This is a genomic window from Saliphagus infecundisoli (assembly GCF_020177375.1).
In the GTDB taxonomy this organism is placed as follows: Archaea; Halobacteriota; Halobacteria; order Halobacteriales; family Natrialbaceae; genus Saliphagus; species Saliphagus infecundisoli.
In genome coordinates this window covers 50,279-76,036 of record NZ_JAIWHV010000012.1, presented here as the reverse complement: position 1 = coordinate 76,036, position 25,758 = coordinate 50,279, and the positions used below count along the sequence as shown (strand labels likewise).

Annotated in this window: 26 protein-coding genes, 1 tRNA gene and 1 pseudogene; 8 read left to right on the top strand and 20 right to left on the bottom strand. The window is 68.8% G+C overall.

The window, feature by feature from the left end; all coding sequences use genetic code 11:
• Positions 1-67 precede the first annotated feature (67 nt).
• From coaBC to LCF40_RS14275, 3 genes are read right to left on the bottom strand one after another with little or no spacing between them, the layout of a single operon-like run.
• Positions 68-1,258, bottom strand: a complete 1,191-nt coding sequence (gene coaBC / locus LCF40_RS14285; protein WP_224828930.1) for a bifunctional phosphopantothenoylcysteine decarboxylase/phosphopantothenate--cysteine ligase CoaBC — start codon at positions 1,256-1,258, stop codon at positions 68-70.
• 41 nt (positions 1,259-1,299) lie between these two features.
• Positions 1,300-1,677: a hypothetical protein gene (locus LCF40_RS14280; protein ID WP_114577853.1), complete on the bottom strand. Its 378-nt coding sequence runs from the start codon at positions 1,675-1,677 to the stop codon at positions 1,300-1,302.
• Between the two features lie 42 nt (positions 1,678-1,719).
• Positions 1,720-2,544: an FAD-dependent oxidoreductase gene (locus LCF40_RS14275; protein ID WP_224828929.1), complete on the bottom strand. Its 825-nt coding sequence runs from the start codon at positions 2,542-2,544 to the stop codon at positions 1,720-1,722.
• Positions 2,545-2,626: 82 nt separating this feature from the next.
• Here LCF40_RS14275 and LCF40_RS14270 point away from each other — a divergent pair, with 82 nt between their 5' ends.
• Positions 2,627-3,151, top strand: a complete 525-nt coding sequence (locus LCF40_RS14270) for an SRPBCC family protein (protein WP_224828928.1) — start codon at positions 2,627-2,629, stop codon at positions 3,149-3,151.
• Positions 3,152-3,227: 76 nt separating this feature from the next.
• Positions 3,228-4,565, top strand: coding sequence for a Trk system potassium transporter TrkA (trkA, locus tag LCF40_RS14265; RefSeq protein WP_114577850.1), 1,338 nt, complete (start codon positions 3,228-3,230; stop codon positions 4,563-4,565).
• 1 nt (position 4,566) lies between these two features.
• Here the strand turns inward: trkA and LCF40_RS14260 are convergent, their stop codons facing one another.
• The 3 genes and pseudogenes from LCF40_RS14260 to LCF40_RS14250 all read right to left on the bottom strand — a co-directional run.
• Positions 4,567-5,229, bottom strand: a complete 663-nt coding sequence (locus LCF40_RS14260) for a plastocyanin/azurin family copper-binding protein (RefSeq protein ID WP_224828927.1) — start codon at positions 5,227-5,229, stop codon at positions 4,567-4,569.
• Between the two features lie 50 nt (positions 5,230-5,279).
• Positions 5,280-5,540, bottom strand: coding sequence for a hypothetical protein (locus LCF40_RS14255; protein WP_263623706.1), 261 nt, complete (start codon positions 5,538-5,540; stop codon positions 5,280-5,282).
• A 284-nt stretch (positions 5,541-5,824) separates the two neighbouring features.
• Positions 5,825-6,721 (bottom strand): annotated as a pseudogene (locus LCF40_RS14250) (M42 family metallopeptidase); the annotation flags it as partial.
• A 162-nt stretch (positions 6,722-6,883) separates the two neighbouring features.
• Here LCF40_RS14250 and LCF40_RS14245 point away from each other — a divergent pair.
• From LCF40_RS14245 to LCF40_RS14235, 3 genes are read left to right on the top strand one after another with little or no spacing between them, the layout of a single operon-like run.
• Positions 6,884-8,050: a thiolase domain-containing protein gene (locus LCF40_RS14245; protein WP_224828926.1), complete on the top strand. Its 1,167-nt coding sequence runs from the start codon at positions 6,884-6,886 to the stop codon at positions 8,048-8,050.
• Between the two features lie 46 nt (positions 8,051-8,096).
• Entirely contained in the window at positions 8,097-8,498 is a 402-nt protein-coding gene (locus LCF40_RS14240; protein ID WP_224828925.1) for a Zn-ribbon domain-containing OB-fold protein, read from the top strand.
• A 40-nt stretch (positions 8,499-8,538) separates the two neighbouring features.
• Positions 8,539-9,879: an outer membrane protein assembly factor BamB gene (locus LCF40_RS14235; RefSeq protein ID WP_224828924.1), complete on the top strand. Its 1,341-nt coding sequence runs from the start codon at positions 8,539-8,541 to the stop codon at positions 9,877-9,879.
• 7 nt (positions 9,880-9,886) lie between these two features.
• On the opposite strand, the gene LCF40_RS14230 is transcribed toward LCF40_RS14235, so the two are convergent.
• The 5 genes from LCF40_RS14230 to LCF40_RS14210 form a co-directional block, all read right to left on the bottom strand.
• Entirely contained in the window at positions 9,887-10,807 is a 921-nt protein-coding gene (locus LCF40_RS14230; RefSeq protein WP_224828923.1) for an alpha/beta fold hydrolase, read from the bottom strand.
• 74 nt (positions 10,808-10,881) lie between these two features.
• The gene (meaB, locus tag LCF40_RS14225; protein WP_224828922.1) at positions 10,882-11,925 is read right to left on the bottom strand and encodes a methylmalonyl Co-A mutase-associated GTPase MeaB; all 1,044 of its coding nucleotides are present in this window, start codon (positions 11,923-11,925) and stop codon (positions 10,882-10,884) included.
• Positions 11,922-12,338, bottom strand: a complete 417-nt coding sequence (locus LCF40_RS14220) for a cobalamin B12-binding domain-containing protein (protein ID WP_114577842.1) — start codon at positions 12,336-12,338, stop codon at positions 11,922-11,924. Before LCF40_RS14220 ends, meaB begins: the two co-directional genes overlap by 4 nt.
• A gap of 43 nt (positions 12,339-12,381) precedes the next feature.
• On the bottom strand, positions 12,382-12,810 hold the full coding sequence (locus LCF40_RS14215; protein ID WP_114577841.1) for an FAD synthase family protein: 429 nt from the start codon (positions 12,808-12,810) through the stop codon (positions 12,382-12,384).
• Positions 12,811-12,885: 75 nt separating this feature from the next.
• Positions 12,886-13,386 (bottom strand): Mov34/MPN/PAD-1 family protein, encoded by a 501-nt coding sequence (locus LCF40_RS14210; RefSeq protein WP_114577840.1) that lies wholly within the window; start codon positions 13,384-13,386, stop codon positions 12,886-12,888.
• A 364-nt stretch (positions 13,387-13,750) separates the two neighbouring features.
• Here LCF40_RS14210 and han point away from each other — a divergent pair, with 364 nt between their 5' ends.
• Positions 13,751-15,652, top strand: coding sequence for a Hef-associated nuclease (han, locus tag LCF40_RS14205; protein ID WP_224828921.1), 1,902 nt, complete (start codon positions 13,751-13,753; stop codon positions 15,650-15,652).
• A 4-nt stretch (positions 15,653-15,656) separates the two neighbouring features.
• Here han and LCF40_RS14200 read toward each other — a convergent pair whose 3' ends face one another.
• From LCF40_RS14200 to LCF40_RS14190, 3 genes are all read right to left on the bottom strand, one after another.
• Positions 15,657-16,268, bottom strand: coding sequence for a phospholipase D-like domain-containing protein (locus LCF40_RS14200; RefSeq protein ID WP_318247900.1), 612 nt, complete (start codon positions 16,266-16,268; stop codon positions 15,657-15,659).
• 345 nt (positions 16,269-16,613) lie between these two features.
• The gene (locus tag LCF40_RS14195; RefSeq protein ID WP_224828920.1) at positions 16,614-17,870 is read right to left on the bottom strand and encodes a phospholipase D-like domain-containing protein; all 1,257 of its coding nucleotides are present in this window, start codon (positions 17,868-17,870) and stop codon (positions 16,614-16,616) included.
• 25 nt (positions 17,871-17,895) lie between these two features.
• Positions 17,896-19,212, bottom strand: a complete 1,317-nt coding sequence (locus tag LCF40_RS14190; protein ID WP_114577837.1) for a HEAT repeat domain-containing protein — start codon at positions 19,210-19,212, stop codon at positions 17,896-17,898.
• Positions 19,213-19,657: 445 nt separating this feature from the next.
• On the opposite strand from LCF40_RS14190, the gene LCF40_RS14185 reads away from it, so the two are divergent.
• On the top strand, positions 19,658-20,092 hold the full coding sequence (locus tag LCF40_RS14185; RefSeq protein ID WP_224828919.1) for a cupredoxin domain-containing protein: 435 nt from the start codon (positions 19,658-19,660) through the stop codon (positions 20,090-20,092).
• 45 nt (positions 20,093-20,137) lie between these two features.
• On the opposite strand, the gene LCF40_RS14180 is transcribed toward LCF40_RS14185, so the two are convergent.
• The 4 genes from LCF40_RS14180 to LCF40_RS14165 are packed head-to-tail and all read right to left on the bottom strand — an operon-like array spanning position 20,138 to position 22,656.
• Positions 20,138-20,764 carry a 30S ribosomal protein S3ae gene (locus LCF40_RS14180; protein ID WP_114577834.1) on the bottom strand — a complete coding sequence of 209 codons (627 nt, stop codon included), beginning with the start codon at positions 20,762-20,764 and terminating at the stop codon, positions 20,138-20,140.
• Positions 20,761-21,051 carry a KEOPS complex subunit Pcc1 gene (locus LCF40_RS14175; protein ID WP_224828918.1) on the bottom strand — a complete coding sequence of 97 codons (291 nt, stop codon included), beginning with the start codon at positions 21,049-21,051 and terminating at the stop codon, positions 20,761-20,763. Before LCF40_RS14175 ends, LCF40_RS14180 begins: the two co-directional genes overlap by 4 nt.
• Positions 21,048-22,181: an exonuclease gene (locus LCF40_RS14170; protein WP_224828917.1), complete on the bottom strand. Its 1,134-nt coding sequence runs from the start codon at positions 22,179-22,181 to the stop codon at positions 21,048-21,050. The genes LCF40_RS14175 and LCF40_RS14170 overlap by 4 nt, the downstream gene beginning before the upstream one ends.
• Positions 22,182-22,188: 7 nt before the next feature.
• Positions 22,189-22,656: a 30S ribosomal protein S15 gene (locus LCF40_RS14165; RefSeq protein ID WP_114577831.1), complete on the bottom strand. Its 468-nt coding sequence runs from the start codon at positions 22,654-22,656 to the stop codon at positions 22,189-22,191.
• A gap of 222 nt (positions 22,657-22,878) precedes the next feature.
• Between LCF40_RS14165 and LCF40_RS14160 the strand changes: the two genes are divergently transcribed.
• Positions 22,879-22,950, top strand: a tRNA-Ala gene (locus LCF40_RS14160).
• Positions 22,951-23,502: 552 nt separating this feature from the next.
• On the opposite strand, the gene LCF40_RS14155 is transcribed toward LCF40_RS14160, so the two are convergent.
• Together LCF40_RS14155 and LCF40_RS14150 are read right to left on the bottom strand one after the other, a co-directional pair.
• Positions 23,503-23,880 (bottom strand): hypothetical protein, encoded by a 378-nt coding sequence (locus LCF40_RS14155; protein WP_114577830.1) that lies wholly within the window; start codon positions 23,878-23,880, stop codon positions 23,503-23,505.
• Between the two features lie 178 nt (positions 23,881-24,058).
• On the bottom strand, positions 24,059-25,486 hold the full coding sequence (locus tag LCF40_RS14150) for a sugar porter family MFS transporter (protein WP_114577829.1): 1,428 nt from the start codon (positions 25,484-25,486) through the stop codon (positions 24,059-24,061).
• Positions 25,487-25,758: the final 272 nt, after the last annotated feature.

Below are 25,758 nucleotides of genomic sequence, written 5' to 3'. Positions count from 1 at the left end.
TTCTCGTACCGATCCTCTATATAAGTTCCGATCAGTTAAGAAAGAAAGATGTTCGAGCTACCGGTTCTCAGTCGAGTTCGCCCGCGAGCGCGTCGGCGACTGCCGCGGCCAGCTCTCCTTTCGATCCCGTCACCGTCGTCGTCTCCTGGCCGTCTACGAGGATCGCCCGCGTCTCCGTCTCGCCCATCACGCCCGCGTCGTTGGCGACGACGAAGGCAAGCCCGACCCGCTCTCCCAGCTCCCGGGCGGCCGCGACCATCGCCTCGTCGCCGCCTTCCGTCTCGGCTTTGAAGCCCACGATCGGGAGCTCGGGATACTCCTCCCGAACGGTATCGACGAGCTTCGGGGTCGGCTCCAACTCGAGGACGAGTTCGCCGCCCGAGCGGATCTTCTCCGGCCGAGTGTCGACCGTGTAGTCGCCGATCGCCGCCGCCGAAACCAACGCCGTGGCTCCCTCGCAGGCATCGACCGTCGTCTCGGTCATCTCCTCGGCGCTCTCGACGCGGCGGACGTCGGCGTAGGGGGCCTCCCCGGAGCCGTCGTCGCGGCCGAACGGCCGGGGGCCGACGGGGCCGTGGACGAGGACGACCTCGGCTCCGTGGACGTGACACGCCCGCGCGACCTCCCGCCCGGTCCGTCCCGACGACCGGTTCGTGAGGACCCGGATCGGGTCGATCGCCTCCCCCGTCGCGCCCGCCGTGACGACGACGCGTGTCCCCCCGAGGGGTCGGTCGCCGGCCGCGCGGGCAACGGCCGTGCAGATTGCCTCCTCGCCCGCGATCTTGGCTTTCCCCTCCTCGATGCGGGGCGAGACGAAGGAGACGCCCCACTCCTCGACGCGTTCGATCGACGAAAGCACCCCGGGGTGGTCGTACATCGGCTCGTGCATCGCGGGGGCGACGACGACGGGCACCCCTGCCCCGATCGCGGTCGTCGCACACGTCGTCACAGGCGTGTCGTCGACGGCGGCGGCGACCTTTCCCACCGTGTTCGCGGTCGCGGGCGCGATCAGGAAGACGTCGGCCCACCCCTCCCGGCCACAGAGGGAGACATGTTCGACCTGCCCGGTGATCTCGGTGACCACGGGCTCGCCGGTCGCGAACCCGATCGCCCACGGGTGAACGATCCCGCGGGCGCTATCGGTCGTCACGGCCCGGACCGACGCTCCCTGGCGCCGGAGCTCGTGGACGAGTTCGACCGTCTTCACCGCGGCGATCGAGCCGGTGACGCCGACAGCGACATTGACTCCCTCGAGCATCGCCCTCCGGTTCGGCCCTCCCGACCTAAGCGTTGGCGGTCCTAGCGGTCGGCGGCGATCGCCCGCCCTGCCAGGGCGAGGACGACGATCGAGACGACGGCCATCACGGCCTGGCTGATCGCCGCGGCGGGCCGTTCGACGTCCTCGCCGGCCGCGAGCGCGACGGCGTCGCCGACGCCCATCGCGCTGCCGGCGAGTCCGACCAGCGCCGCGATCGCGAGCCCGTAGATCGCGACCTCGCGGCGGCCGGCGTCCCGGCCCAGCCGCGCGAGCACGACGAAGAGGAGTCCGAACAGCGACGGGATCAGCGCCGTGACGCTCGAGAAGTCCGTCAGGACGTAGGCGGCCACGCCGAGGACGACCAGCAGCGTTCCGGCCGCGATGCCCGCGAGGTAGGTCTGCTCGGTAGCGTTCGCCATACCCGATGTTTTCGAACGCGGGGAGTATAGCTTTCGCTTTTCCTACTCGATCTCGACGCTCGGATGCATCGTCGGCGCCTCCTCTCTCGGTTCGGCGAGCCACTCCCGGAGGCGTTCGCGGGCGGCCGCGTCCCGTCGCCGCCGTTCCTCGTCGTCGATCTCCTCGCAGGCCGGCGGAACCGCCCGGCCGCGACCCGTGAAGTAGCCTTCGGGAGCGACCCAGTCGTGGTAGAAGGGGACCTCGGAGTCCTGGATCGCGGCGAGTCCGACCTTCGCGCCGTGGCCCGCCGCGACGATCGCCTGGTGGGGTTCGTCCGCGATCTTTCCCGCGGCGTACACCCCGTTGACTGCGGTCCGGCCGTTTTCGTCGACGGCGACGACGTGTTTGCTCCCCCGCTCCCGGCGGCCGACGTCGAGGGGGACGAGGTAGTCGCTGTCGGGCCAGGAGGCCGCGATCACCCGCCGCGCCCGGAGGGGATCGCCGCCGTCGGTCTCGAGGCGAAAGCCCGGCTCGTCCTCCAGGCTCTCGACGCGGGTCACCCGTCCGAGTTCGAATGTCGCGCCCGCGGCCCGGGACTGCTCGCGGACCATCTCGAGGTACCGGCGCGCGTCCACCCCGTCGGGGAAGCCGGGATAGTTCTCAAGGCTGGCGTTGCGCGCGAGGATCGACTCGCCGCCGTCGACGACGAGGGTCCCCAGGCCCGCGCGTGCGGTGAAGATGGCCGCGGCGAGGCCGGCGACGCCGCCGCCGACGATACAGACCTCGGCCGGTTCTTCGGGGTCGGCGAAGGCGACGGCATCGGCCGTTTCGTGGGTTCCGGTCGCCCCCGTTTCACCGGCTCCGTCGGTCGCGTCGGTCGTCTCCATACGGGGGGTAGCCGGCGATCCGTCTTCAAAGGGCCGACGGGGGATAGCAACCCTTACCTTCGGCTCCCCGTATACGGCGGTCGTGGACAGAATCGTCCTCAGCACGGTCGTCTACCGGTCGCCCGAGGAGGTGTTTCCGTATCTGGAGTCGTTCTCGCGGTACCCCCGCTACTCCGAGCACCTGGAGTCAGTCGACCAGCGCGGCGACGGCGGCGCCGGCACCGAGTACGACCTCCGGCTTTCCTGGCGGAAGTTCGGCTACACCGCCCACTCGGAAGTGACCGAAATCGACGAACCCGAGACGCTCTCTTGGCGGCTCACGGAGGACGTCGACGCCCGCGGCGAGTGGCGCGTCGAGCCCGCGCCCGAGGCGGCCCCCGAGGGCGAGGAAACCGCCTCCCGGGTCTACTTCGAGGCGATCTACGACCCCCACTCCGCGGACGGCGACGCGATCTCGCTCCCCACCTTCATCTCGCTGGACTGGCTCGTCTCCAAGATCCAGCCCCGCCTGCTCGGCGAGGCAAAGGAGGTCGTCGCCCGACTGGTCGCCGACATCGAGGGCGAGCGCCGCGAGGTCGACCTCGCGGTCCACGAGTCGCCCCAATAGCAACCCACTTACCGCTCGCCGAAAAACGGCCGTCAATGCTGCCGAGATCGAGACGGGTGCTCGGGGTGAGCCGACCGTGCGCGTGATCGTCGTCGGGGCCGGCGAGGTCGGTTCGACCATCGCCGCGACGCTCGCCTCCGACCACGAGGTCGTCGTCGTCGACACCGACTCCGAGCGCGTCGAGACGATGACCTACTCCCACGACGTCCTCGCGATCGAGGGCGACGGCACCTCCCTCGAGACCCTAGAGGAGGCCGGCGTCGACCGGGCGGACATGGTGATCGCGAGTACCGACAGCGACGAGACGAACATCGTCGTCTGTGGCGCCGCAAAGACCGTCGACGACCCCTTTACCATCGCACGGGTCAAGAAGACCGACTACCTGCGGACCTGGGAGCACTCGGAGGGCGCCTTCGGCGTCGACTTCATGGTCTGTACGGACCTCCACACCGCCGAGACGATCGTCCAGATCGCGGGTCTGCCCGGCGCCCGCGACGTCGACACGTTCGCCGGCGGAGTCGTCTACATGGCCGAGTTCTCGGTCCCCGAGGGGAGCCCGATCGCCGGCCAGACCGTCTCGGAGGCCGACCGCTTCGAGTCGCTTACGTTCGCGGCGATCATCCGGGACGGCGACGTCGTCATCCCCCAGGGGGGGACGGCGATCGCGCCGGACGACGCCGTCGTCGTCATCGGGAGTTTCGAGAGCGTCCGGGGCTTCGCCGGCTCGCTCGCCCCCGCCCCGACCCTGGAGGAAGCCAACGAGGTCGTCATCGTCGGCGGCGGCGAGATCGGCTACCAGACCGCCCGGCTGTTCGAGGCCGAAGGGATCTCCCCCCGGCTGGTCGAACGCGATCACGACCGGGCCCGCGAGGTCGCCGAACGGCTCCCCGACACCCTCGTCTTGGAGAGCGACGCCACCGACATCGACTTCTTCATGCGCGAGCACGTCGACGAGAGCGACATCGTCGTCGCCGCCCTCGACAGCGACGAGAAGAACCTCCTGGCGTCGCTGCTCGCGAAACGGATCGGCGTCGACCGGACCCTCGCGGTCGTCGAGTTCGGCGACTACGTCGACCTCTTCGAGGCCGTCGGCGTCGACGTCGCCGTCAACCCTCGCGTGGTCACCGCAGAGGAGATCATCCGCTTTACCTACCGGGAACACACCGAAAACGTCGCGATCCTCGAGGCCGACTGCGCGGAGGTCTTAGAGATCGAGGTCGATCCCGACAGCGCCCTCGCGGGCAACCGGATCAGGGACGTCGTTCCCGACCTCCCCGACGGTGTCGTCATCGGTGCGATCACCCGCGACGGGGAGTTGATCACGCCCCGCGGGGACACCGTCGTCGAACGCGGCGACCACGTCGTCGTCTTCGCCGACATCGAAGTCATCGACGCGGTCGACGACGCGCTCTGAGTTACCGCTCCGAGGAGCCGCCAAACCGCATGAACGCGTAGACCAGCGACAGCGTCGAAACCATTCCCGCGACGGTCGCGATGACGAGCGTCCAGGCGGCGTCGGGGACGAGTTGGACCGGACCGCTTGCCTGCTGGCCCGCGTCGGTGCTGACGGTGAGGGTGCCGGTCATCCCCTGGGAGACGTGGGGTTCACAGATGTACTCGTAGGTGCCTTCGGTGTCGAACGTCGAGGTAAACGAGAAGTCGCCGCTCTCGAGGGAGGTGTGTCCCTCCCAGCCGGCGCCCTCGGGCTGGGAGTCGGGGACGACGTTGTGCTGGGCCTGGGTTCCCTGCCAGGCCCACTCGACCGTGGTTCCGGGCTCGACCGCGAGGTCGGCTGGCTCGAAGGCGTTGTCGACGACGTTGACCGTCTCCGTGGCGCCGCCCCCGCCGCCACCGCTCTCGTTGCCGCCGCTTTGGTTCCCGCCACCGCTTTCGTTGCCACCACCGCCACTTTCGTTTCCGCCACCTCCTGCGCCGCCGCTCTCGTTTCCGCCACCGCCGCTTTCGTTCCCGCCCTCTTCCTGGGCGGCTGCGGTTCCGGTCGCGCCCGCGGCGGCGACGGCGGCGGCCGTCGCGACCACGAACCGGCGCCGGGAGAGCGGATCGTCATCTGGGTTCATGGCCGGAGGTTGGGGAGGCCCGGTACTGAAATCTTCGATTCGCCCGTCGATCACAGCCGGTAGTCGTGATCGCCGTCCTCGGTCTCCAAGATCGCCGAGAGCAGGTCGATCGTCGCCGCGACGTCGTCCACGTGGGCAGTCTCGGTGACAGTGTGGAGATAGCGCGTCGGGATCGAGATGGCGCCGACGGGTTTCGCGCCGTTCGTGTGCTGGAACCCAGCCGTTTGACATCCTCCACACGACTGAAGTCGTGGGATTTCTCGCGCTCGGGGCCGGTCACGCTGACCACCCCGACGGAGGCAACGTCCCAACCCCAGTGGTTGGTTCCGGTTTGTAGGCAGTGCGTCGAGGCGATGAACGCATGGCAACGTCAGTCCGAACGCGTTCGGACTGCCTCGCTAACACCCTACGGGCGGTGCCATCAGCCACACTCAATCGGGCAGGGTTGCTTTTTGTTGATGGGGACCCCAGTCCAACCCCAGTTTTCCCAGTCGAGTTAGACTCATAAACGGCCCCAGAGTGGCTAAGTCTTGCGGTTTCGAGTCTCTGCCTACCGCTTAGACCCACGACTGAAGTCGTGGGCTTCCGCTTAATTCGTGTCAGTTCCGCCCGCCGGGAGGATCTCGAGTTGGCGGTCGATCCCTCGTTCCTCGGCGACGTCCCTGAGCCGGCGGGTCACCTTCGGGTTCGTGATGACGCTCGCGTCCTTCAGCTTGATCGCCGTCCCCTCGCCGAGGCGGGTGACCTGCTCGCCTTCCTTGAACTCAGGGACGTCGTTGGCGACGGTGACGTCGAGTGCGATCGCGAGATCCGGGTCGATGTCGACCCCGAGCGCGCGGGCGCCTCGAAGCCCGACCTCCTCCTGGACCGTCGCACAGAAGTGGATCGTCGCCTCGGGGTCGTCGATCCGCCGGGCGGCCTCGAGCATTGCGAACAGGCAGACCCGGTCGTCGAGCGCCTTTCCGGTAATCGTCTCGCCAACGCGCTCGGTTCGCTGATCCATCGTTACGAGGTCACCGGGCGACACCCGGTCGCGGGCCTCCTCGATCGGGAGGCCGACGTCGACGAAGGCGTCCTCGACCGTCGGGGACTCCTCGCGTTCCTCCTCGCTTTGGGTGTGAGGCGGCGGTGAGCCGATCACGCCGGGGAGGTCGCCGTCGTCCGTGTGGACCGTGACGCGCTGGGCCTTCAAGACGCGGGGGTCCCAGCCGCCCAGCGGATCGAGTTCGAGGAAGCCGTAGTCGGTCTTCTTCCCGCGGACGTGTCTGACCATGAAGCCGATCTCGTCCATGTGGGCGGCCACTGCGACCGAGTAGTCGCCCTCGCCCTCGACGGTGCCCACGACGTTCCCCATCGCGTCGGTCCGGACGCGATCGACGACGCCGTCGAGTTCCTCCTGGACCAAGTCGCGGATCCGGTCCTCATAGCCGGGAACGCCGCTCGTCTCGGTCAGTTCGGACAGGAGGTCGAAGTCGAAGGGAACGGGGTCCATACCCCCAGTTTGGGTCGGCAGAGTTAAACGAACGGGGAACGGGTCCGGGTTTCGGCCCGGGGATCGGTCGAATGTATCGGCGTTCGTGTTCGTTCGGATGACCGAGTCCCAGGTTTCCATCCGAACCACGGAGTATTAACCGACAGGCTCTCTATGGGAGGTATGAGCGAGGTACGCGTGGCCGGCGTCGGCCTCACTCCGTTCGGGAACAGCCCCGAGCGGACGGGCCGGGACCTGTTCGCCGAGGCGACGATCGCGGCCTTCGAGGACGCCTCCGTCCCCCGGGAAGACATCGAGGAAGTCCTCTACGGCAACTTCATGGGCGAGATCGCCGAACACCAGGGCCATCAGGGACCGCTGATGGCCGACGCCGCCGGCGTCGACGCGCCGGCGACCCGCTACGAGGCCGCCTGCGCCTCGAGCGCCACCGCGGTCAGAGACGCCGTGGCCCGCATCCGGTCGGGGCAAGCAGACGTCCTCCTGGTCGGGGGCGCAGAGCGGATGAGCAACCTCGGGACCGGCGGCGCGACCGAGGCGCTGGCCATCGCCGCCGACGACCTCTGGGAGGTCCGCGCGGGGATGACCTTTCCCGCGGCCTACGCCCTGATGGCCGAGGCCTACTTCGAGACCTACGGCGGCGATAGCGAGGATCTGGCCCACGTCGCGGTCAAGAACCACGCCAACGCCGTCGAAAACGACTACGCCCAGTACCAGCGCGAGATCACCGTCGAGGACGTTCTCGAGGCCCCGCGGGTCGCCACCCCCCTCGGGCTCTACGACTCGTGTCCGATCTCCGACGGCGCGAGCGCACTGGTGCTCGTCAGCGAGTCCTACGCCGACCGGAAGGGTCTCGACGCGTCGGTCGCGATCACGGGCTCGGGCCAGGGCGGCGACCGAATGGCCCTCCAAGACCGGGAGACGATGGCGCGGACCCCCGCGGCCAGCGAGGCGAGCGAGAAAGCCTACGACGACGCCGGGATCGGTCCGGAGGAGGTCGGCGTCGCGGAGGTCCACGACTGCTTTACGATCGCGGAGGTGCTCGCCATCGAGGCGATCGGACTCGCGAGCGAGGGCGAGGGGATCGCCGCCGCCCGCGAGGGCCGGACGACGGTCGAGGGCGAGGTCCCCGTAAACCTCTCGGGCGGGCTGAAGGCGAAAGGCCACCCCGTCGGCGCGACGGGGGTCTCACAGCTCGCCGAGTTGACGAAGCTCCTGCGGGGCGACCATCCCCACGGAGACAGGGTGGAAGACGCCGATGTCGGCGTCGCCCACAACGCGGGCGGTACCGTCGCGAGCGCGGTCGTCCACGTATTGGAGGTGGTCGCGTGAGTCCCGCGAACGCGGCGACGCCGGAACTCGTTCCGGAGGTAGTAGAATGAGCGACGACGAGCCGGTCCGGGACGCCGGCTTCGACGACTGGCTCGACGCTCTGGGCGACGGCGACCCGTACTTCCTCGAGTGCGAACACGGGCACGGCTCGCTCCCGCCCCGCCGGGTCTGCCCGGAACCGGGCTGTGACTCGACGGATCTCGAGAAGCGCTCGCTTCCCGAGACTGGACGGATCGAATCGGTCACGGTGGTCTCGGTGGCGACGCCCGCATTCGAGGCAGACGCACCGTTCGCCCTCGCGGTCGCCGACTTCGGCCCGGTCTCCCTGACGGGACAGGTCCGGGGGATCGAGTCCGAGGACGCGGAGATCGGAACGACGGTCTCCCTCGAACTCGCGACCCCGGGCTCCGAGACGGTCGATCGCGCGGTCGCCTTCCGACCCCGGTAGCGAGCGTAGGCTCTTTGTCGGCTCCGCCCGATCTCTCGGTATGACTCCGTCGCTCTCCCCGCCCACCAGACGGCGGCTGCTCGCCGTAGCGGGGGCCGGCGTCGGCGCCGGCCTGGCGGGCTGTCTCGCGCCGCGGGCTGGCTCCCACACCTACGAACCCCCCGAGGACGTCGGTACGTCACTGCCCTACGACGAGACCTACCCCGACGACGACGCGATCACGATGTTCCGGGGCGGGCTCCGTCGGCTCGGCTACTATCCCGACGAGACCGCTCCCGAGTCGCCATCGATCAACTGGCGGGCGCCGGTCAACTACGCGGGCCACAACGCGGCGAAGGCGAGCCCCCTCCTCTCGCCCGACGGCGAGACGGTCGTCGTCCCCGCCGACACGGGGCGGATCCACGCCTTCGGCCCGAAGGGGCGCCACCGGTGGGTCACCGAGACCCCCGCGACCCGCCAGGGCTTTCACGCGACGCCCGTGATCGCCGACGGCGTCGCCTACCTCGGGGGGTACGACGGCGCGAACCGGGGCCAGGAGGCCGCGATGTACGCGATCGACGTCGCCACCGGCGAGGTGCTCTGGCGAACCGAGGAGATGGACGGCTCGGTCGCGATCGGTTCCTCGGCGGGCTACTGGGACGGCTATCTCTACGTCATCGTCGAGTACCGAAACCCGATCCAGAAGGGCGCGCTGTGGGTGTTCGATGCCGAAACCGGCGCTCCCCTCTCGAGCGACGACCGGATCGAGGGGATGCCCCACCCGACGGTCGCGATCGATCCCGACGCCGGCCGGCTGCTCTCGGGGTCGAACGACGGTGTGGTCTACTGCTGGGAGTTTCCCTCGCTCGAGTTCGCCTGGGAGTTCGAGACCGGCGCCGAGGTCAAGGGACCGATCGCGACCTACGACGGGAGCGCCTTCGTCGGCTCCTGGGACGGCAACGTCTACCGGATCGGGCTCGCCGACGGGGAAGAGGAGTGGCGCTTCGAGACCGGGAGCGTCGTGATGTCGGCGCCCGGGATCGGTCCCGAGCGCGGGACGGTCTACGTCGGCAGCGACGATCACCACGTCTACGCCCTCGACGCGGCCACCGGCGACCAGCGGTGGGCGACGGACGTCCAGGGGCGGGTGATGGGCGCCGTGACGGTCACCGCCGACGCGGTGCTCGCGGGGACGACTGCGGGCGAACTCTGTGCGCTGGAAAAGGAGACAGGGGAGCTACGCTGGTGGGTCGAGGCTGCGGGACAGGTCACGAGCGAGCCCGTTCCCCGCGACGGGCGGATCTATTTCGCCGAGCGTGCGGACGTCTTGGGCTATTTCGAGGAGGGCGAGGAGACCAAAGTCGAGACGCCGGGCCACGTCTACTGTCTCATCGGCGACTGACCGGGGGCTACTCGACGAGCCCCGCGAGGTACTCCGCGACCTCCGCGGGTCGCTCGGCGTGGGGCAGCAGCGTCGCGTAGTCCACGACCGCGAGGTCGCATCCGGCGGCCTCCGCGAGCCGTCGGCCCTCCCGGAGGGGAACGATCTCGGCCTCCCGGCCCCACAGCAGGGTGACGGGGACCGGACAGGCCGAGAGTTCGGTCGCCAGGTCGAAATCCGGATCGAGCGAGCCCGAGACGAACGAGGCCGGAGCGAAGCGCGCGCCGGGCTGGTGGGTCGTCGCCCAGGCGTAGGCGACCTCCTCGGGCCGGATCGAGTCGGGGTCGTAGTAGCCCTCACGCCGGAGGAAGTATCGAAGCGAGGGACGACTCGCGAGCAGGTCGAACAGCGCCGTTCCCACGAGAGGCGAGCGAACCAGAGTTCGAAGCCAGGGCCGTTCGGGGCCTGTGTCGGCGGTCGGACAGACGAGGACGAGCCGCTCGAAGGCTCCCTCCTCGGCGGCCGACAGCGCGAACGAGCCCGTCAGCGAGGAGGCCAGCACGGTCGGCGTCTCGAGAACGTCGGCGGCGAACTCCCGGACGAACTCCGTGTAGAGGTCGGCGGAGTAGACCAGCGGCGGGCGGTCCGACCGGCCGAACCCGGGGAGATCGACCGCGACGACGTGGTAGTGTTCGGCCAGCGCCTCGAAGATCGGGGAAAACTCCTCGCTGCTCGCGGCGGCGTGGAGCCCGTGATAACAGACCAGATCGGGGTTTTCCGGATCGCCGGCGACGGTGTAGGCGACGTCCATCCCGCGCCAGCGGTAGGTTCGGGAAACCCCCGGAAGCGGGTTCTCCAACTCGCCTGCCCGCCGGCGCTGTAGACGGTGCCCGATCGCGGCGGCCCCGGCGGCGGCGACGGCCCCGCCGATCGCCCTGCGTAGGTTCATACCCGTCGTTGGGCGGGATCGCCATTAGTGGTGTGGGTTTCGGGAAGCGAGCCCGGAGGGGGCCTGGCTGGCGATCACCGCGGGGGCTCGGGCGAGCCGGCCTCTCGCTCGGCGAGGCGGCGCTCGAGGGGCTCGAGGAGCTCCTCGACGACCGCGTAGGGGTCGCGTTCGCCCCGCCGGACGGCCTCCGCGAGCTCCTCGACCCCGCCGCGGGCCGCGAGTTCCTCCTCGAGCAGGCCGTGGACGTCCTCGCGGAGCAGGGTCCGGATCTGTTCGGCGTGCCGGCGGCGGGCCTGGCGGGCGCCGTCGCCCGATTCGGCGAGATGTCGCTGGTGGTCGTCGAACGCCACCATGAGGTCGGCGACGCCCTCCCCCTCGGTGGCGACGGTCTCGACGATCGGCGGGCTCCAGCCCCCGCGTTCCTCTAGGTCGCCCGCGTCGGGCGAGGCGTCGGGGCCGTCCTCGCCGAGTTCGATCATCTCCCGGAGCTCCCGGACCGTCCGGTCGGAGCCCTCCCTGTCTGCCTTGTTGACGACGAAGACGTCCGCGATCTCGAGGATCCCCGCCTTCAGGGTCTGGACGGAGTCGCCCGACCCCGGCGGGACGAGGACGGCGACCGTATCGGCAGCCTTCACGACGTCGATCTCGTTCTGGCCCGCGCCGACGGTCTCGACGATGACGACGTCCTTCCCGAAGGCGTCCATCGCGGTGACGGCTTCCGTGGTGGCCGCAGAGAGCCCGCCGAGGGCGCCCCGGGCGCTCATCGACCGGACGAAGACGTCCATATCTCCGACCGTGGAGGCCATTCTGATCCGATCGCCCAGGACGGAGCCTCCGGTGAAGGGAGAGGCGGGGTCGATGGCGACGATCCCCACGGTTTTTCCCTGCTCGCGATACGTCTCGGCGAGTTTGTCCACCAGCGTCGATTTCCCGGCGCCGGGACTCCCCGTGATCCCGATGACGTCGGCGGTTCCCGCGTGGTCGTAGAGGCCGGCGACCAGTTCGCGGTAGCCCGGCGCGCGGTCCTCGATCCGCGAGATCGTCCGGGCGAGCGCGCGATGGTCGCCCGCGAGAACTCGTTCCAGCAGGTCGTCGTTTCCCGCGGTCCCGGAGGTCATCGCCGTTCGGGCGCGTTCTCGCGGACGAACTCGATCGTCTCCTCGATCGGCGTCCCAGGACCGAAGACGGCGGCGACGCCCTGCTCTCTGAGGTCGGGACGGTCTTCCTCGGGGATGACGCCGCCGACGAGGACCAGGGTGTCTTCTTTTGCGCCGTACTCCGCCAGGCCGTCCATGATCTTCGGGACGAGGGTGTTGTGGGCCCCCGAGAGAATGGAGATCCCCAGGACGTCGACGTCCTCCTGGACCGCCGCCTGAACGATCTCCTCGGGTGCCTTGTGGAGCCCCGAGTAGACGACTTCGAAGCCGGCGTCGCGAAACGCCCGCGCGATGACGTGTGCGCCCCGGTCGTGGCCGTCGAGGCCGACCTTGGCGACGAGACACCGGATCGACCGCTGGGCCTGTCCGCTCATACCCCCCTGTTCTCCCGCCGAACGTTTGACTCTAACGGAAGCTTTAAGAACGACGCTCGAGCACCCGCTCGACGATCAGCCGCGTCGAGAGCATCTCGTCGGGATGGCGCGGCTCGCGGCCGCTCGCCCGCCGGACCGCACAGTCGATCCCCCGCTCTCCCAGTTCGCGCTCGATCGCTTCGGGGTCGTGGTGTTGGTCGTGGCCGAGCGCGATGACGTCGGGCCGGAGCGCCTCGATCGGCGCGAAGATGTCCGCTTCGTCCCCGAGGCGGGCGTCGTCTACCATCTCGAGGGCCGCGACGACGTCCCGGCGCTGGGCGCCCGGACAGATCGGGGCCTCCTTGTGGTCGACGTTTTCGGCGCGGGCGACGATGACGTACAGCTCCTCGCCCATCGCGGCGGCTTCCCGGAGGTAGTGGACGTGGCCCGGGTGGAGGATGTCGAACGTTCCTTGGGCGACGACGCGGGTCATGGCCGATCGGCGGCCCCTGGTTTCCGTGGCTCTCTCATCGGTTCTCCGTTCGTGGCCGTCGGTTTCCGTCTGTGTCTACCATTCGCGTAGCTCCTCGTCGATGTCGGCCTGGTCGAAGTCGAAGAAGTCCTCCGGGTCGGGAAGGGAGACGTCGATCACCTCGAGGTCGCGGGGCTCGCCGGCGGAGTCGAACGCCTGCCAGTCGTGGTTCCGGTAGGGCGCCCCGAGGATGAGGTGGACCGAGCCCCGCCCGAAGGAAGCGAGGTCCTCGACGCTCGGCTCCAAGACGCCGTTGGGATGGGAGTGGACGCTGCCGACGGCGTTGACGTCGTTCGGTACCTGGCTCGTCCGGACCGTCGCGCTGACGCTGTTGGTCTCGGTCCCAGGGATGACGAGCACGTCGGTGACGACGAGCCCCTCGCGGTCGAGTCCGAGCCGGCTCGCCTCCGACGCGCGGAGCAGGCCCATGTACTCGTCGGGGTGGCTCTCCCCGGCGGACTCGAGGGCGAAGTCGAGGGTTTCCTCGGCGATGCCGAGGATCCCGCTCGATCGGAACAACGCGTCGAGCAGGCCCATGCCCTGGATGGGGGCGTGGTGTTGCTAAACGTTGCGGAAGGAGGGCGAACGAAGTTCGCCGAAACGGAGGCGGCGCTAGCCGCCGAAGAGGGTAGACGATGCGAGCGATAGCGAGCGGAATTCACGGAAAATGAGGCGGATGAAGTCCGCCGAGGGCGCGAACGAAGTTCGCCGAAGGAGTGGGCAGAGCGAGCGGTAGCGAACGGTGCCCACCTGAATCGAGACGGCGAGGCCGTCAAGAGGGCGACGACAGTCGCCGAAGGCGGGCGACCGAGGCCCACAACGTCGGGCCCGATTCCGCGTGGAGGGCGCCCGAACCGTCTTGATAAGGGTTATACCGGGCCGACACGAACCACGGATACCGATGACACGTGAGTCCGCCGGCGGAGCCGGCGAAGACGGGATTTCCGTCGTCTACGATCTCGATGCAGACTGTACCGCAGACGATATCGAGGAAGAGCGCTTCTATCTCGCCGAAATCAACGGCGTCGTCGACTACGGCGTCTTCGTCGATCTCTCCGACTCGATCTCAGGGCTCGTCCACGAGTCTGTCCTCGATGGCACCTACCGCGTCGGCGACGAACTCGTCGTGTCCCTCGAGGCCGTCCGCGACAACGGCGACCTCGCGTTCGTGCCCGCGGAGATCTCCGATGACTACGACCTCGAGCCGATCGGTCACGAGTATTCCCTGACCGGTACCGACCGCCTCGAGGCGTCGGTCGGCGAGCAGATCCACCTCGAGGGCGAGGTCGTCCAGATCAAACAGACCGGCGGGCCGACGATCTTCCACGTCACCGACGAGTACGGCGTCGTCCCCTGTGCGGCGTTCGAGGAGGCGGGGGTCCGGGCCTACCCCGCGACCGAGGTCGGCGACGTCGTCCGGATCACCGGCGTCCCCGAACGCCGGGAGGGCTCGATCCAGCTCGAGGTCGACGGGCTCTCCACCCTCGAGGGTGACGACGAGGCCGAGGCCTGCGAGCGCATCGAGCACTCCTTGGAGGAGCGTGCCGAGCCCCATACAGTCGAGCCCCTGATCGACTGGCCCGCCTTCGAGGCACTGCGGCCCGATCTGGAGGCCGTCGCGAAGAAGCTCCGCCGAACAGTGTTGGAGGGCCGGCCGATCCGGATCCGCCACCACGCCGACGGCGACGGGATGTGTGCCGCCGTCCCCGTCCAGATGGCCTTGGAGCGGTTCATCGAGGAGGTCCACGAGGCCGACGACGCCTCCCGGCACCTGATCAAGCGCCTGCCCGCGAAGGCGCCGTATTACGAGATGGAGGACGCCACCCGGGACCTGAACTACGCCCTCGAGGATCGGGAGCGCCACGGCCACCAGCTTCCGCTCCTCCTCATGCTCGACAACGGCTCGACGGCCGAGGACGTCCCCGCATACGAGACGCTGGCCCACTACGACATCCCGATCGTCGCCATCGACCACCACCATCCCGATCCCGACGCGGTGGAGGACTCCCTCGCGGCCCACGTCAACCCCTACCTCCACGGCGAGGACTACCGGATCACGACCGGGATGTGCTGTGTCGAACTCGCGCGGATGATCGACCCCGCCTTCGGCGAGCAGTTGCGCCACGTCCCCGCCGTCGCCGGCCTCGCCGACCGCTCGAAGGCCGACGCGATGGCCCGGTACGTCGAACTCGCGAGCGAGGCGGGCTACGACGAGGACCGCCTCGGGGACGTAAGCGAGGCCCTGGACTACGCGGCCCACTGGCTGCGATACAACTCCGGCGACCGGCTGATCCGGGACCTGCTCGGGCTCGGAAACGGGGAGGACCCCCACGACGAACTCGTCGACTTCTTTTCCGAGCGGGCCCGCGAGGACGTCGAAGAGCAACTCGAGGCCGCCGAACCCCACGTCGAACACGAAAGCCTCGCCAACGACGCCCACCTCTATCGCCTCGACGTCGAGAACCACGCCCACCGGTTTACCTACCCCGCACCGGGCAAGACCACCGGCGAACTCCACGACCGGAAGATCGAGGCGACCGGCGACCCCGTCATCACGGTCGGCTACGGTCCCGACTTCGCCGTCCTCCGGAGCGACGGCGTCCGGCTCGACATCCCGAACATGGTCTCGGAGCTCGCCGAGGAAGTCGAGGGCGCGGGCGTCTCCGGCGGCGGCCACCTCGTCGTCGGCTCGATCAAGTTCGTCAAGGGCAAACGCGAGGCCGTCATCGACGCGTTGGTCGAGAAGATGGCCGCCGCGGAGATCGACGACGAGCTCTCGGCGGCCGGCGCGATCGACGACTGAGCGGCTATCTCTTTCGGACCTCGGTTCTCTTCCCCTCGTCTCCGGACCGATCGCTCCCGGCCGACCGCTCGACGGGCGGTCCGACGCCCGGCCCCGAACCCTCCTCGCGGTCGCTCTCCGTCCGGGAATCGACCTCCCTGCGTTCGGGCGCTCCGAACGGAACGTACCGGCGGACGGCGCCGACGGCGACCACGAGCGCGAGCGCGATCGCGTCCAGCAGGCCGACGGGAAGGGGCCAGGTGTCGTCGCCGCCCCAGTCGTCCTCGAAGACCTCGGCGTAGTAGGAGCCGATCCCGTCGCCGTGGAGCGCGAGGGCGACCTCACGGTTCTCGCGCAGCGAGGCGTTGTTCCAGTTGGCGCTGCCGACGACGGCCGTCTCGCGGTCTATCACGACTCCCTTCGCGTGGATCTTCTCGAAGCCCTCGCTCTCGACGAGGCGAATCTCGAGGGGAAACTCCTCGCTTTCTGCCGCGAGCCGGTCGGCGAGCGCGCGGTTTTCCTCCTCGACGTACCAGGTCGAGTCGAGCAGGATCCGCACCTCGACGCCCCGCTCGGCGGCGTCGATCGCGGCCTCTAGGGGCGGGAACTCGCGGTCGCCGATGCTGACCTGTTTTATACGAATTAGGCGAGAAAACCCACGACTTCAGTCGTGGGAGGAATCGCCGCACACTGTCCAACTGCCGAAACCGGAAGGGTTGAGTGCCCCACGCCCGTATATTTGTCCGTCGATGCGACGGTCCCTCGTCGCGTCTCGACAGTCCACAAACTGGCAGTTGACTCGGGGTTTGCCTCATCAAACAAGTAAGCCCGTGGAACGCAGACCGACGCAAAACAACCACGTAACTCCGAGTCCCGTGCGCGATAGGAGTAACGGGGGCGTGGCACTCCCACCGGTTCGTCGGACCGGAAAGCCGAAGAGACCAACGAACCGCCCGTTGGCGGGCGTGGGAAGCCCACGATTTCAGTCGTGGGAGCATGTCACCAGCAGTTCCTCCTCGGCGGAGTCGATCAGTTTGACGAGTCGCCCCTCTGCGTTGTCGGGCGCCAGCAGGAGTTCGGTCTCCTCGACCGCGTGGGTTTCGGGCGCGCGATCGCCCCCGATGGGGTCGCTCGGCGGATCGCTCTCGACGAACGTGGCGTTCTCGCGGTAGTCCGCCCACGTGCTCGTGTCCCGGCCGGCGGCGTCGGCCCGGAAGACGGTCGCGAGATCGGCAGCGATCGCGGGATCCTCGGCGACGACGCCCCAGCCCCGGCTCCCGGCGCCGCCGATTCCTGCGGGCTTCCAGTTCTCGGTCGTGACGAGCGCACGATCGTCGACGACGGCGTACTTGGGATGGTGGCTCGCGTAGCGGTCGCCCTCGCCGCCGACGACCCGGACGGTCGCGCCCGCGTCCGCGAGGTCGGCGAGCAGGGGTTCGGCCGGTTCGGGCACCCCGTCGACGGGACCGCCCTCGATCAGGACGGAGACGGAGACGCCACGGTCCATGGCCGCGTGGAGTTCCTCGGCGACGTCCTCGTCGGTGAAGGTGTAGCCCGCGAGCAGGATCCGGTCGTCGGCGTCGGCGAGGACGTCCAGAAGGAGGTCGGAGGCGTCGGGGAGGACGAAGGTGGTTGCCTCCCCGTCCGCGGCGGTTTCGACGGGCCGGCAGGTCGCCCCGCGGGGCCACCACTCGCCGCCCTCGCCCTCCGCCCGGTACCAGAACTCGCCCTCGGTGGCATCCTCGTAGGCGACCCGATCGACGAGCTCGCCGTCGCGCTGGAGCGCGAGCTCGTCACCGTCGGCCGAAAGCTGGAGGTGACCCTCGAGTCCGGCGACGGGGCGATCGGTCATCGCTCCCGCGCGATCGGGGTCCATCGAGAGCGCGATCCGTCCGGCGTCGGTCTCGTTCGGGAGGGTGGCGGTCGTGTGGCCGTCGGTGATCGTCCACTCGTGGTCGGCCAGCACCGAGGGATCGGGCACCGAGAGGACGAGGAACTTGCCGACGTTGCCGTCGGTCGTCGGATCGGGATAGAGCCCCGCGATCCGGGGGCCGTCGCTCGCGTTCAACTCGTCGACTCGCTCCCTGGTCTCCTCGGTCGGGCCGGTCGGACAGCGGTCGGCGGGTTCGGCCGCCGGATCGACGGTCGCGGCTCCGGGGCCGATGGCGAACACCCCCGAGACGGCGACGACGCTGACGGCGAGCAATACGAAGACGGCGACCGCCGGCCCGGCGCGCATCGCCGGGTCTGGCGCGTTCCCCTATTTAAACCTGTGCCGCGCGCTCGGCCTCGGACTGGACGAGGTACGAGCGGTCGTCGTCGTACTCGCCGAGCGCGTCGAGAGCCTCCTCGGTGCCGATCCGGTTCAGGGCCCAGGCGGCGCTGGCCCGGACGGTGTCTTCCTCGTCGTCGGCGACGACGTCCGCGAGGGGATCGATCGTCCGGGTGTCGCCGATCAGTCCGAGCGCGCGGGCGGCCCGGCTCCGGGTGTCGGGATCGTCGGCCAGGAGCTTGTTCGCAAGCGGCTGGACGGCCGCCTCGCTGCCCATCTCTCCCAACGCGCGGAAGGTGACCTTCTGGAGGAGGGGGTCGGAGTCGGCGTCGATGTATTCGGTGAGGGTCTCGACGACGGCCTCGTCGGCGACGCCGATCTTCCCGAGGATCCGGATCGCGGGCCGATTTCGCTTCTCGGCGCGCCCGGCCATCGTCTCCAGGGCGGCCTCGTCGCCCATCCGTTCGAGGGCTTCGAGGGCGTGTTCCTCCATGAAGTCGGACTCGAAGGTCTCGAGGGCGAGCAGGACCATCTCGACGTTGCCCTGCTTCTCGTGGACCTTCAGCGCGCCCCACTCGGGGGGGTAGTCCTTGTTGTGTGAGAGGACGTCGTAGTAGCCCTGGGCGTCGAGCTGTTCGCGCACGGAGAGGTCGTCCCAGGTCTGGGCGTCCTCGATCGCCGCCCGAAGCTCCTCGGTCGCCTCGACCAGCCCGGCGAGCGTCTCGCCGTCCTCGTCGGGATCGAGGTCTGCGGCTTCGATCGCGCTCCCGACCGCCTCGAGCTGGGCGGTGAGCCGTTCGACGGTGTCTAAGGTTTCGGCGTCCTCGATCCCCTCGACGCTCTCCTCGCCCGCGAGCAACTCCTCGACCTCGGCGACGTAGGCCTCGACTGCCGCCTCGAGTTCGGCCTCGCCCTGGTCGGTCCAGCGGGTCTCGGCGACCTCCTCGGTGGCCTCGTCGAGTTCCCGGACGACGTCCTCGGCGTACGGTCCTCTGGACTCCTCGAGGTCGGTCCCGAGGGTCTCGAGGTCGCTCGAAAGCGTCGTTGCGGGGCCCTCTTCGTCCTCGTCGTCTCCCTCCTCGGCGTCCTCCGCTTCGGCCTCGACGAGCGGCTCTAAGTCGGCCTCGATCGCCTCGAGTTCGGTCTCGATCTCGTCGAGGTCGCTCTCGGTCTCGGCGCTCTCGAGGCGCTCGCGGAGCTCCTCGGTCCGTTCCTGGAGGGGTTCGACCCCTCCCTCGCTCGCGCCGTTCTCGCCGTTTTCCCCGGCGTCCGCGTCGGCTCCGTCGTCCCCGTCCGGTTCGTCGCTCATGGGTTCACCCGGCCGGACGCCGACGTGCTCGTAGCCGCGTTCATGGGAGGGGTTCGGACCAGGACGCTCCTAAGCGTTTCCATGTCCGGGAGGGTGTTCGACGCTCGCCGCGGGACCCCTTCGCCCTCGAGAACGGACCGTTCGACACCGTACGTGCCCGCCGGGCGGCACGGGTTTTATCTGGATTGACACGAACCTTCCGAAAGGATGAAAAACCGCCTGTTGCTCCTCGTCGGGGGACTGTTCGTCCTCGCGAGCCCGGCGCTCTTCTTCAGGTCGTGTTCGGACCACTGTGGGGGCGAGGGCGTTTCGCTGTTCGGCACCGAGATCACGGCCTTTACGGACGTGATGATCAGTTACGCGACCTCGTCTCCACTGCCCAGTTCTCGAGCGAGACCGGCGTCCGAACCACGGCCGTTATATCGCGCTCGTCCCAACCTCCGATATGGACCGGCGTGGCTACCTCGGGGCGCTCGCTGGCGCGTCCTCGATCGCCCTCGCGGGCTGTACGACCCTCGCCGACGTCGGCGAACGCCTCTCCGGCGGCGAGGAGTACGAGGTCGGAATGTCTCGCAACGCGTTCGATCCTGCCGAGTACGAGGCGAGCGTCGGCGACCGGGTCGTCTGGAAGAACACGAGCGGTGCCGATCACACCATCACCGCCCTCGAGGGTTCCCTCCCCGAGGGCGCTGACTACTTCGCGACCGGCGGCTTCGACGGCGAGGACGCTGCCCGCGAGGCCTGGCGCGACTCCCGCGGGGGTCGCCTCGAGCCCCGCGGGACCTACGGCCACACCTTCGAGGTTCCGGGGACGTACGACTACATCTGCATCCCTCACGTCGGCGCCGGGATGGTCGGGACGGTCGTCGTGGTCGAGTGACGCCGCTGGTACTCGTCCCGGAGATCGAAGAACTCGAAAAACCGCTTATTCGGAGTCGTCGACCTCGACTGCGGTCTCCTCTTCCTCGGCGACCTCCTCGGGGTGGGCCTCGAGGGTCGTCTTCTGGATCTCGACGCGGCGAAGCGGATAGATCGTCTTCGCCTCGCCGTAGATCCCCGAGGAGAGTCGCCCCTCGACGACGCTGTCGATCAGCGAATCGAAGGTCCGCTCGGCGGCGGCTTCCTCGACCATCTCGACCATCTTCTCGCGGATCGCCTTCTCCTGGCTCGCGTCGGCCTTCTTGGTCGTGAAGGCGACGGGCTGGATCTGGACCCGGTAGTCGTCCGTGGTGAGGACGGTGACGTAGGCCTCGACCTTCGAGGCGCCACGGCGGACCAGCGAGCGGAGGTAGTCCCTGGCGAGCGCGTGGCGCTCGAACTCGGTGTAGGCCGCGTCGCTGCCGACGTCCGTGATCCGGAACGTGAGCTTCGTGTTGTTCTCGCTCGCGTCGTTGGTCAGTTCGCCGAGCGTGGTCTCGATCGTCCGGTCGTAGACCTGCTCGGGCTCGTCAGCTGGCGTTTCGCCGAGCTCAGCCCGGTCGAACTGCTCGGGGGCGAGCACGGTGTACCATCGCTTCTCCTGTCTGGATCGTGAAACCGATCGTTCGCTCATGATTGTGTATCGTCTGCCGCGGTCGTTCCGTCGTTCGATTCTTCGCTCTCGTCGGTGCCGTCAGCGAGCGCGACCGTCTCGATGGCTACCGCGAGGTTGACGACGTAGTCGTCGGTCGTCGAGCGCAGGCCGGCCGTCGAGTCGCGGGCGATCCGCGTCTGGACCTCCCTTCCTTCGACTGTGGTCTCCATCTCCGCGGTGTTGTCGGGCGCGATCGCGGCGGCGATCGTCTCGCCGTCCTCGTGGGCCGTCCGGATCGTCGCGCGGGCGCGTTCGTGGCCGGTCATAGTGCCCCCCGCACGGCGGTTACGACCGCGTCCCGGTCGCCCTCGATCCGGAGGTAGCCCCGGCGGGGACCCACGTCGTAGGCGTTCCCCGCGCCGAGCTCTTTTGCTGCAGCCGCGAGTGGCTCTCCGAGCGGGCGCGCCTCCGTCGTCGCGAGTGCGGCTTCGCCGTTCTCCCCGTCGATCGCTAACACCGTGGGCTCGGGCGAACGGTAGTCGGCGGCAATCCCGGCGACTGCCTCGACTGCGTCGTCGGTCTCGACGACGACCAGCCCGTCGTACCGGCGCGTCGCCCCACGGTCGAGGGCCGCGTGGGCCCGCCGACCGTGCTCGCGCCAGGTTTCGAGGGCCGCCTCGCGGACGCGGCCGGGATTCCCGGCAGCGAGCGCGACGCCCAGACCCGGGGTCGTCCGTGCGAGCGCACGGAGGACGTCCGCGTAGCCCTCGACGGTCGCGAAGGGGTGGTCGCCGGCGATCCGGGCCGGTCGCAGGACCCGCTCGACCGCGTGGGCCGCCCGTCGAGAGGCCTCCCCTCCGACGGCGTCGATGGCCACCGCGGAGGCCGTCGCGGTCGGCTCCCCGCCGGCCGCTTCGACCAGCGACTCGGCGGCGTCGGAATCGCCCGACCACGGGCCCCGACACAGCGTCGTGTGGGCCAGAGCGTCGGTGGCGTCGGTCGGCGTCGCGATCCCCGGACGGGGCTCGATCAGCCCGTCGTCGACGGTAGACTCGCGAAGCCGGGCGAGTTCCCCGCTTTCGGGATCGATCCCGGCCGCCGCCGCTCCCGCGAGTGCGAGGATCGGCTCCGGCTCGCTTCCGAGATCGGCGACGAGTTCGCAGGCCCGCGGCGTCGCGGAGCCTTCGGGCGCCAGCCGGTGGCTGCTCTCGGGGCCGTCACCGACGACGACGGTCACGTCGTCTCCGTCGCTCTCGAGGCGGGCCGTCCGGTCGGCGACCGTCGGGGCGACCGAAACCTGGTAGGGAATCGCGCGGTCGGCCAGCGCCCGCGCGAGCAGACCGCTCGCGGCCACCGCGTCGCCGTCGGCCCGGGCGAGCACGCGGACGAAGCCGGCGCTCTCGATGGCGGCGGCGAGCCCGGTGTCGGCCTCGACGGCGGCGCGAGTCGCGGTCATTCGGTGGCTACTCCTCTAAGAGGTCCGCCGCGACCTCGTAGGTGTACGTGAACTCGGGGTCGATCTCATCGCCGCGGTAGTAGTCGACTAGACGACGCACCTTTGACTCGGTGTTCTGGAGCGCGCGCTTGTTCTGGTAGTCCTGGCCGTTCTCCCGAACGTGCTCGCGCAGGCGGACTGCCTGCTCCATCAGGTTCCGGAGATCCTCGGGGAGGGCGGGCGAGGCGTCGTTTTCCGCCAAGATCTCGCCGACCTTCTTTCCGGTCGCGAGTTTGACGTCCGGGATCGGGGTTCCGGTGACGCCCTCGTCGCGCAGTTTCATCCCGATCTGGCTCGGGTCATGGCCCTGCTCGGCGAGCTCGACGACCCGGTCTTCGATCGCGTCGCTGTCTACGTCGCTCCACTCCGGCGGTTCGTCTGCCGTGGGTCTGTCCGAACCGGACGAGCCCCGACGGCGGGTATGCATTCGTGCCATTAGTGAGGATAGGAACCGCACTGACCGCTGTCGTCGGTCCGGGTGGACCGGTGCACTTCCGCAATCCCAAGCTGCCAACGGCAGCGAGTCGGATTTGCGGCCGTGCGCTTCCCACCGTCCGTTCTGCCGTCGCGGACTAAAGGGTTTCTACACGGCGTCGGAGCTGTCGGTGCGGCCGGTTTTCGAGGGGTTTATCTGGACCCGAGGGGAACGAAGGGATGCGGGCTCGTAGATCAGTGGTAGATCACTCCCTTGGCATGGGAGAGGCCCCGGGTTCAAATCCCGGCGAGTCCACTTCTTCACTTCGTTTCACTCGCTCAGTCGTGAACTCGCCGTACCGAGCAAACGCTTCCCGTTGCTCAGTCCCGGCGAATCCGTGTTTTTGCGGCGCGAGCAAACCCGTGAGCGGCGAGTTCGCTACATGAGCCAGGATTCGAACAGGGTGTGAGTGAGGCGAAACGACCGAGTCAGAATCCCACGACCCTGCCTCTTCCCGCCGCTCTACCGGCAATCGGCGCTCTCCAGGGTTCATTTCTTCGTACGAACCCGAAGGTCGTCCGGTGGGGTCGTTTCGCTCTCGGACCGACTCGGCCCTCGGCGGGCCCTCGTCGAGTTCGATGCGAGTTCCGCCGTCCCAGAGGAGAGACGGCAGATCGCGAGAGAGTGGCTTGCCGACGGGCTCACGAGGATGGTCACCGTGCCGGCAGTTCTCGCTTTGGATGACAGGCGTAATATCCCCCGTGAGCGTTTTCCGAGCCTGAAAAACCACGCCCGAGTCGGTCAGTTCGCGATCTGCCGTCCGTGCGAGAGCGAAGATCGACTCGAGAGACCCGATGCGGCCAGGGTCTACACCGCGAGCAAAACGATCGGATACGTGCCGACGACGGCACCGCTGACGGCACCCATCAGCCGCGTCGCCCGGTCGCGTCCGGTTCCCATGCGGCCCGTGGTACAGGCGTAGGCCGCGTAGTAGCCGATCGGGGTCAGTGCGAGGAGGGCGATCCGGCTATAGGGTGGCACCAACTCCCCGGCGGCGGCCACGGCGTAGCCGGCGACTGCGAACGCGACACCGAACACAACGAAGAAGAGCCCGGCCTCGAACAGCGGGTTCGGCTCGCGGTCATCGATCGTCGGCGGTTCGTACCAGCGGACGGTGATCGCGGCCTGGGCGAGCGCGCCGAGGACGGCGACCGCGAGGACGACGGCGGTCCGTACGACGACCATTGGCGATCGGTACGTCGGATGCCGTGTTAATCGTTCGATTCCCGGCTCGAGCCGCGCGTCGGCGAGCCCGTACCCTCCTTCGGGCGGGTTCCGCCCGGGTTCTCGGTTCAGACAGCCGCGGACGTCGCCTCCCGCGCGAAACAGGGCGTCTCCATGGAGAGGAGAACCGGGCCCGGTCTCAGTCCGTCTGCTGGGGACTGGCTCGGTCCGCGTCGGCGCCGACGGCGGTGTTCGCACGGAGGTCGTCCTCGATCTCTTCCAACGAGCGGTTCATCGTCTCGGGAACTCGAGTGTAGATGAAGTAGAAGGCGAGCACGCAGAACGCTCCGAGGATCCAGAAGGAGTAGCCCTCGCCGATCAGATCGACCATCGGGAGGAAGGTGAGGCCGACGACGAAGTTCGCGCCCCAGTTGGTGACGCTCGCGACGCCCTCGGCGGTGCCCCGGATGTGCAGCGGGTAGATCTCGGAGATCATCAGCCAGAAGACGGGGCCGAGGCTGATCGCGAAGAAGCCGACGTAGAGGAACATGCTCCCGAGGGTCACGTAGCCGACGATTCCCGAGAGCCCGGGGAGAAAGAAGCCGAGGCCGAGCACGCCGAGCATGACGGCCATTCCGGCGGTTCCGACGAGCAAGAGCGGTCGCCGGCCGACGCGGTCGACCAGCAGGATCGCGACGGCGGTCAGGACGACGTTGACGACCCCGATCCCCAGGGTCCCGACGAGCGAGGCGACGTTCCCGAAGCCGATGTTGGTGAGGATCGTCGGTGCGTAGTAGAGGATCGTGTTGATGCCGGCGAACTGCTGGATGATCGCCAGGCCCACGCCGACGACGAGCGCCGGGCGGACCCACGGTTCGAGCAGGTCTGCGAGGCCGCCCTCGGCCTCGGTCTCGCTGACCTCGCGGATCCGGGCGATCTCCTCGTCGATCTCGTCGGTCGCCCGGAGCCGCGAGAGGACGTCCCGGGCCTCGTCGATCCGCCCTTTCTCGACGAGCCAGCGTGGCGTCTCGGGGAGGAAGTAGGTCCCGATCGCGAGCACCGCTGCGGGTGCGGCCCCGAACAGCAGCATCCAGCGCCAGCCGATGATCCCGAAGAGGTCGGGCGCGAAGAGGTAGTTCGTGGTGTAGGCCAGCAGGATGCCGATGGTAATCATCAGCTGCTGGAGGAAGCCAAGCGCCCCCCGGATGTCCGGCGGGGCCGTCTCGGCGATCAACAGCGGGCCGACGATCGAGGCGGCGCCGACGGCGACCCCCTCGACGACCCGCCAGAAGACGAGCCACGCGAGCGTCGGCGAGAGCGCCATCCCGAACGAGCCGACGAAGAAGACGACGGCGCCCGCGAACGTCACCCGCCGGCGACCGAACCGGTCGGAGAGGGTCCCGCCGATCGCCGCGCCGATCATCGCCCCGATGAGCATGCTGCTGGTGACGACGCCCTCGAGGAACGGGGTCAGCGCGAACGTCTCGTTGATGTACAACAGCGCCCCGGAGATGACGCCGATGTCGAACCCGAACAGCAACCCGTTGAGCGCCGCGATCGCCGCGATCGCGTAGACGTAGCTGCTGTGCTCGCGTTCGGCGTTGAGCAGCGTGCCGACGGTGTTCATCGTTCACCGGCGTCCACAGGAGTCGTTCGGTTGATCTCGAGCATCGGCGCGCGGTCCCGATCCGCGCGGTCCTCGCTACGATGGATGCGTCTCGGATCCCGTGTCATTTTCTACACGCCGACTCCGTACTACAGATATGTAAGTCGTTGCTTGCAAACTAAATATGAAAATCTACCATGATAAACTCGTCCGGAACGAAATGGGGGTGTCGGATCTCGTCCCCCGGTCGCGACCCGTCTGGTCGGCGTGTTTCCGGAGCCGATCCGTCCAGA

Coding starts and splice junctions, on each gene's coding strand:
- LCF40_RS14170 (WP_224828917.1), bottom strand. CDS start 22,181: ATGACCGCGACTCGCGCCGCCGTCGAGGCCGACACCGGGCTCGCCGCC.
- LCF40_RS14245 (WP_224828926.1), top strand. CDS start 6,884: ATGAGCGAGGTACGCGTGGCCGGCGTCGGCCTCACTCCGTTCGGGAAC.
- LCF40_RS14210 (WP_114577840.1), bottom strand. CDS start 13,386: ATGGGCCTGCTCGACGCGTTGTTCCGATCGAGCGGGATCCTCGGCATC.
- coaBC (WP_224828930.1), bottom strand. CDS start 1,258: ATGCTCGAGGGAGTCAATGTCGCTGTCGGCGTCACCGGCTCGATCGCC.
- LCF40_RS14185 (WP_224828919.1), top strand. CDS start 19,658: ATGGACCGGCGTGGCTACCTCGGGGCGCTCGCTGGCGCGTCCTCGATC.
- LCF40_RS14165 (WP_114577831.1), bottom strand. CDS start 22,656: ATGGCACGAATGCATACCCGCCGTCGGGGCTCGTCCGGTTCGGACAGA.
- LCF40_RS14275 (WP_224828929.1), bottom strand. CDS start 2,544: ATGGAGACGACCGACGCGACCGACGGAGCCGGTGAAACGGGGGCGACC.
- meaB (WP_224828922.1), bottom strand. CDS start 11,925: ATGACCTCCGGGACCGCGGGAAACGACGACCTGCTGGAACGAGTTCTC.
- han (WP_224828921.1), top strand. CDS start 13,751: ATGACACGTGAGTCCGCCGGCGGAGCCGGCGAAGACGGGATTTCCGTC.
- LCF40_RS14280 (WP_114577853.1), bottom strand. CDS start 1,677: ATGGCGAACGCTACCGAGCAGACCTACCTCGCGGGCATCGCGGCCGGA.
- LCF40_RS14220 (WP_114577842.1), bottom strand. CDS start 12,338: ATGAGCGGACAGGCCCAGCGGTCGATCCGGTGTCTCGTCGCCAAGGTC.
- LCF40_RS14150 (WP_114577829.1), bottom strand. CDS start 25,486: ATGAACACCGTCGGCACGCTGCTCAACGCCGAACGCGAGCACAGCAGC.
- LCF40_RS14195 (WP_224828920.1), bottom strand. CDS start 17,870: ATGCGCGCCGGGCCGGCGGTCGCCGTCTTCGTATTGCTCGCCGTCAGC.
- LCF40_RS14230 (WP_224828923.1), bottom strand. CDS start 10,807: ATGAACCTACGCAGGGCGATCGGCGGGGCCGTCGCCGCCGCCGGGGCC.
- LCF40_RS14260 (WP_224828927.1), bottom strand. CDS start 5,229: ATGAACCCAGATGACGATCCGCTCTCCCGGCGCCGGTTCGTGGTCGCG.
- LCF40_RS14190 (WP_114577837.1), bottom strand. CDS start 19,212: ATGAGCGACGAACCGGACGGGGACGACGGAGCCGACGCGGACGCCGGG.
- LCF40_RS14215 (WP_114577841.1), bottom strand. CDS start 12,810: ATGACCCGCGTCGTCGCCCAAGGAACGTTCGACATCCTCCACCCGGGC.
- LCF40_RS14235 (WP_224828924.1), top strand. CDS start 8,539: ATGACTCCGTCGCTCTCCCCGCCCACCAGACGGCGGCTGCTCGCCGTA.
- LCF40_RS14175 (WP_224828918.1), bottom strand. CDS start 21,051: ATGACCGGCCACGAACGCGCCCGCGCGACGATCCGGACGGCCCACGAG.
- LCF40_RS14155 (WP_114577830.1), bottom strand. CDS start 23,880: ATGGTCGTCGTACGGACCGCCGTCGTCCTCGCGGTCGCCGTCCTCGGC.
- LCF40_RS14240 (WP_224828925.1), top strand. CDS start 8,097: ATGAGCGACGACGAGCCGGTCCGGGACGCCGGCTTCGACGACTGGCTC.
- LCF40_RS14180 (WP_114577834.1), bottom strand. CDS start 20,764: ATGAGCGAACGATCGGTTTCACGATCCAGACAGGAGAAGCGATGGTAC.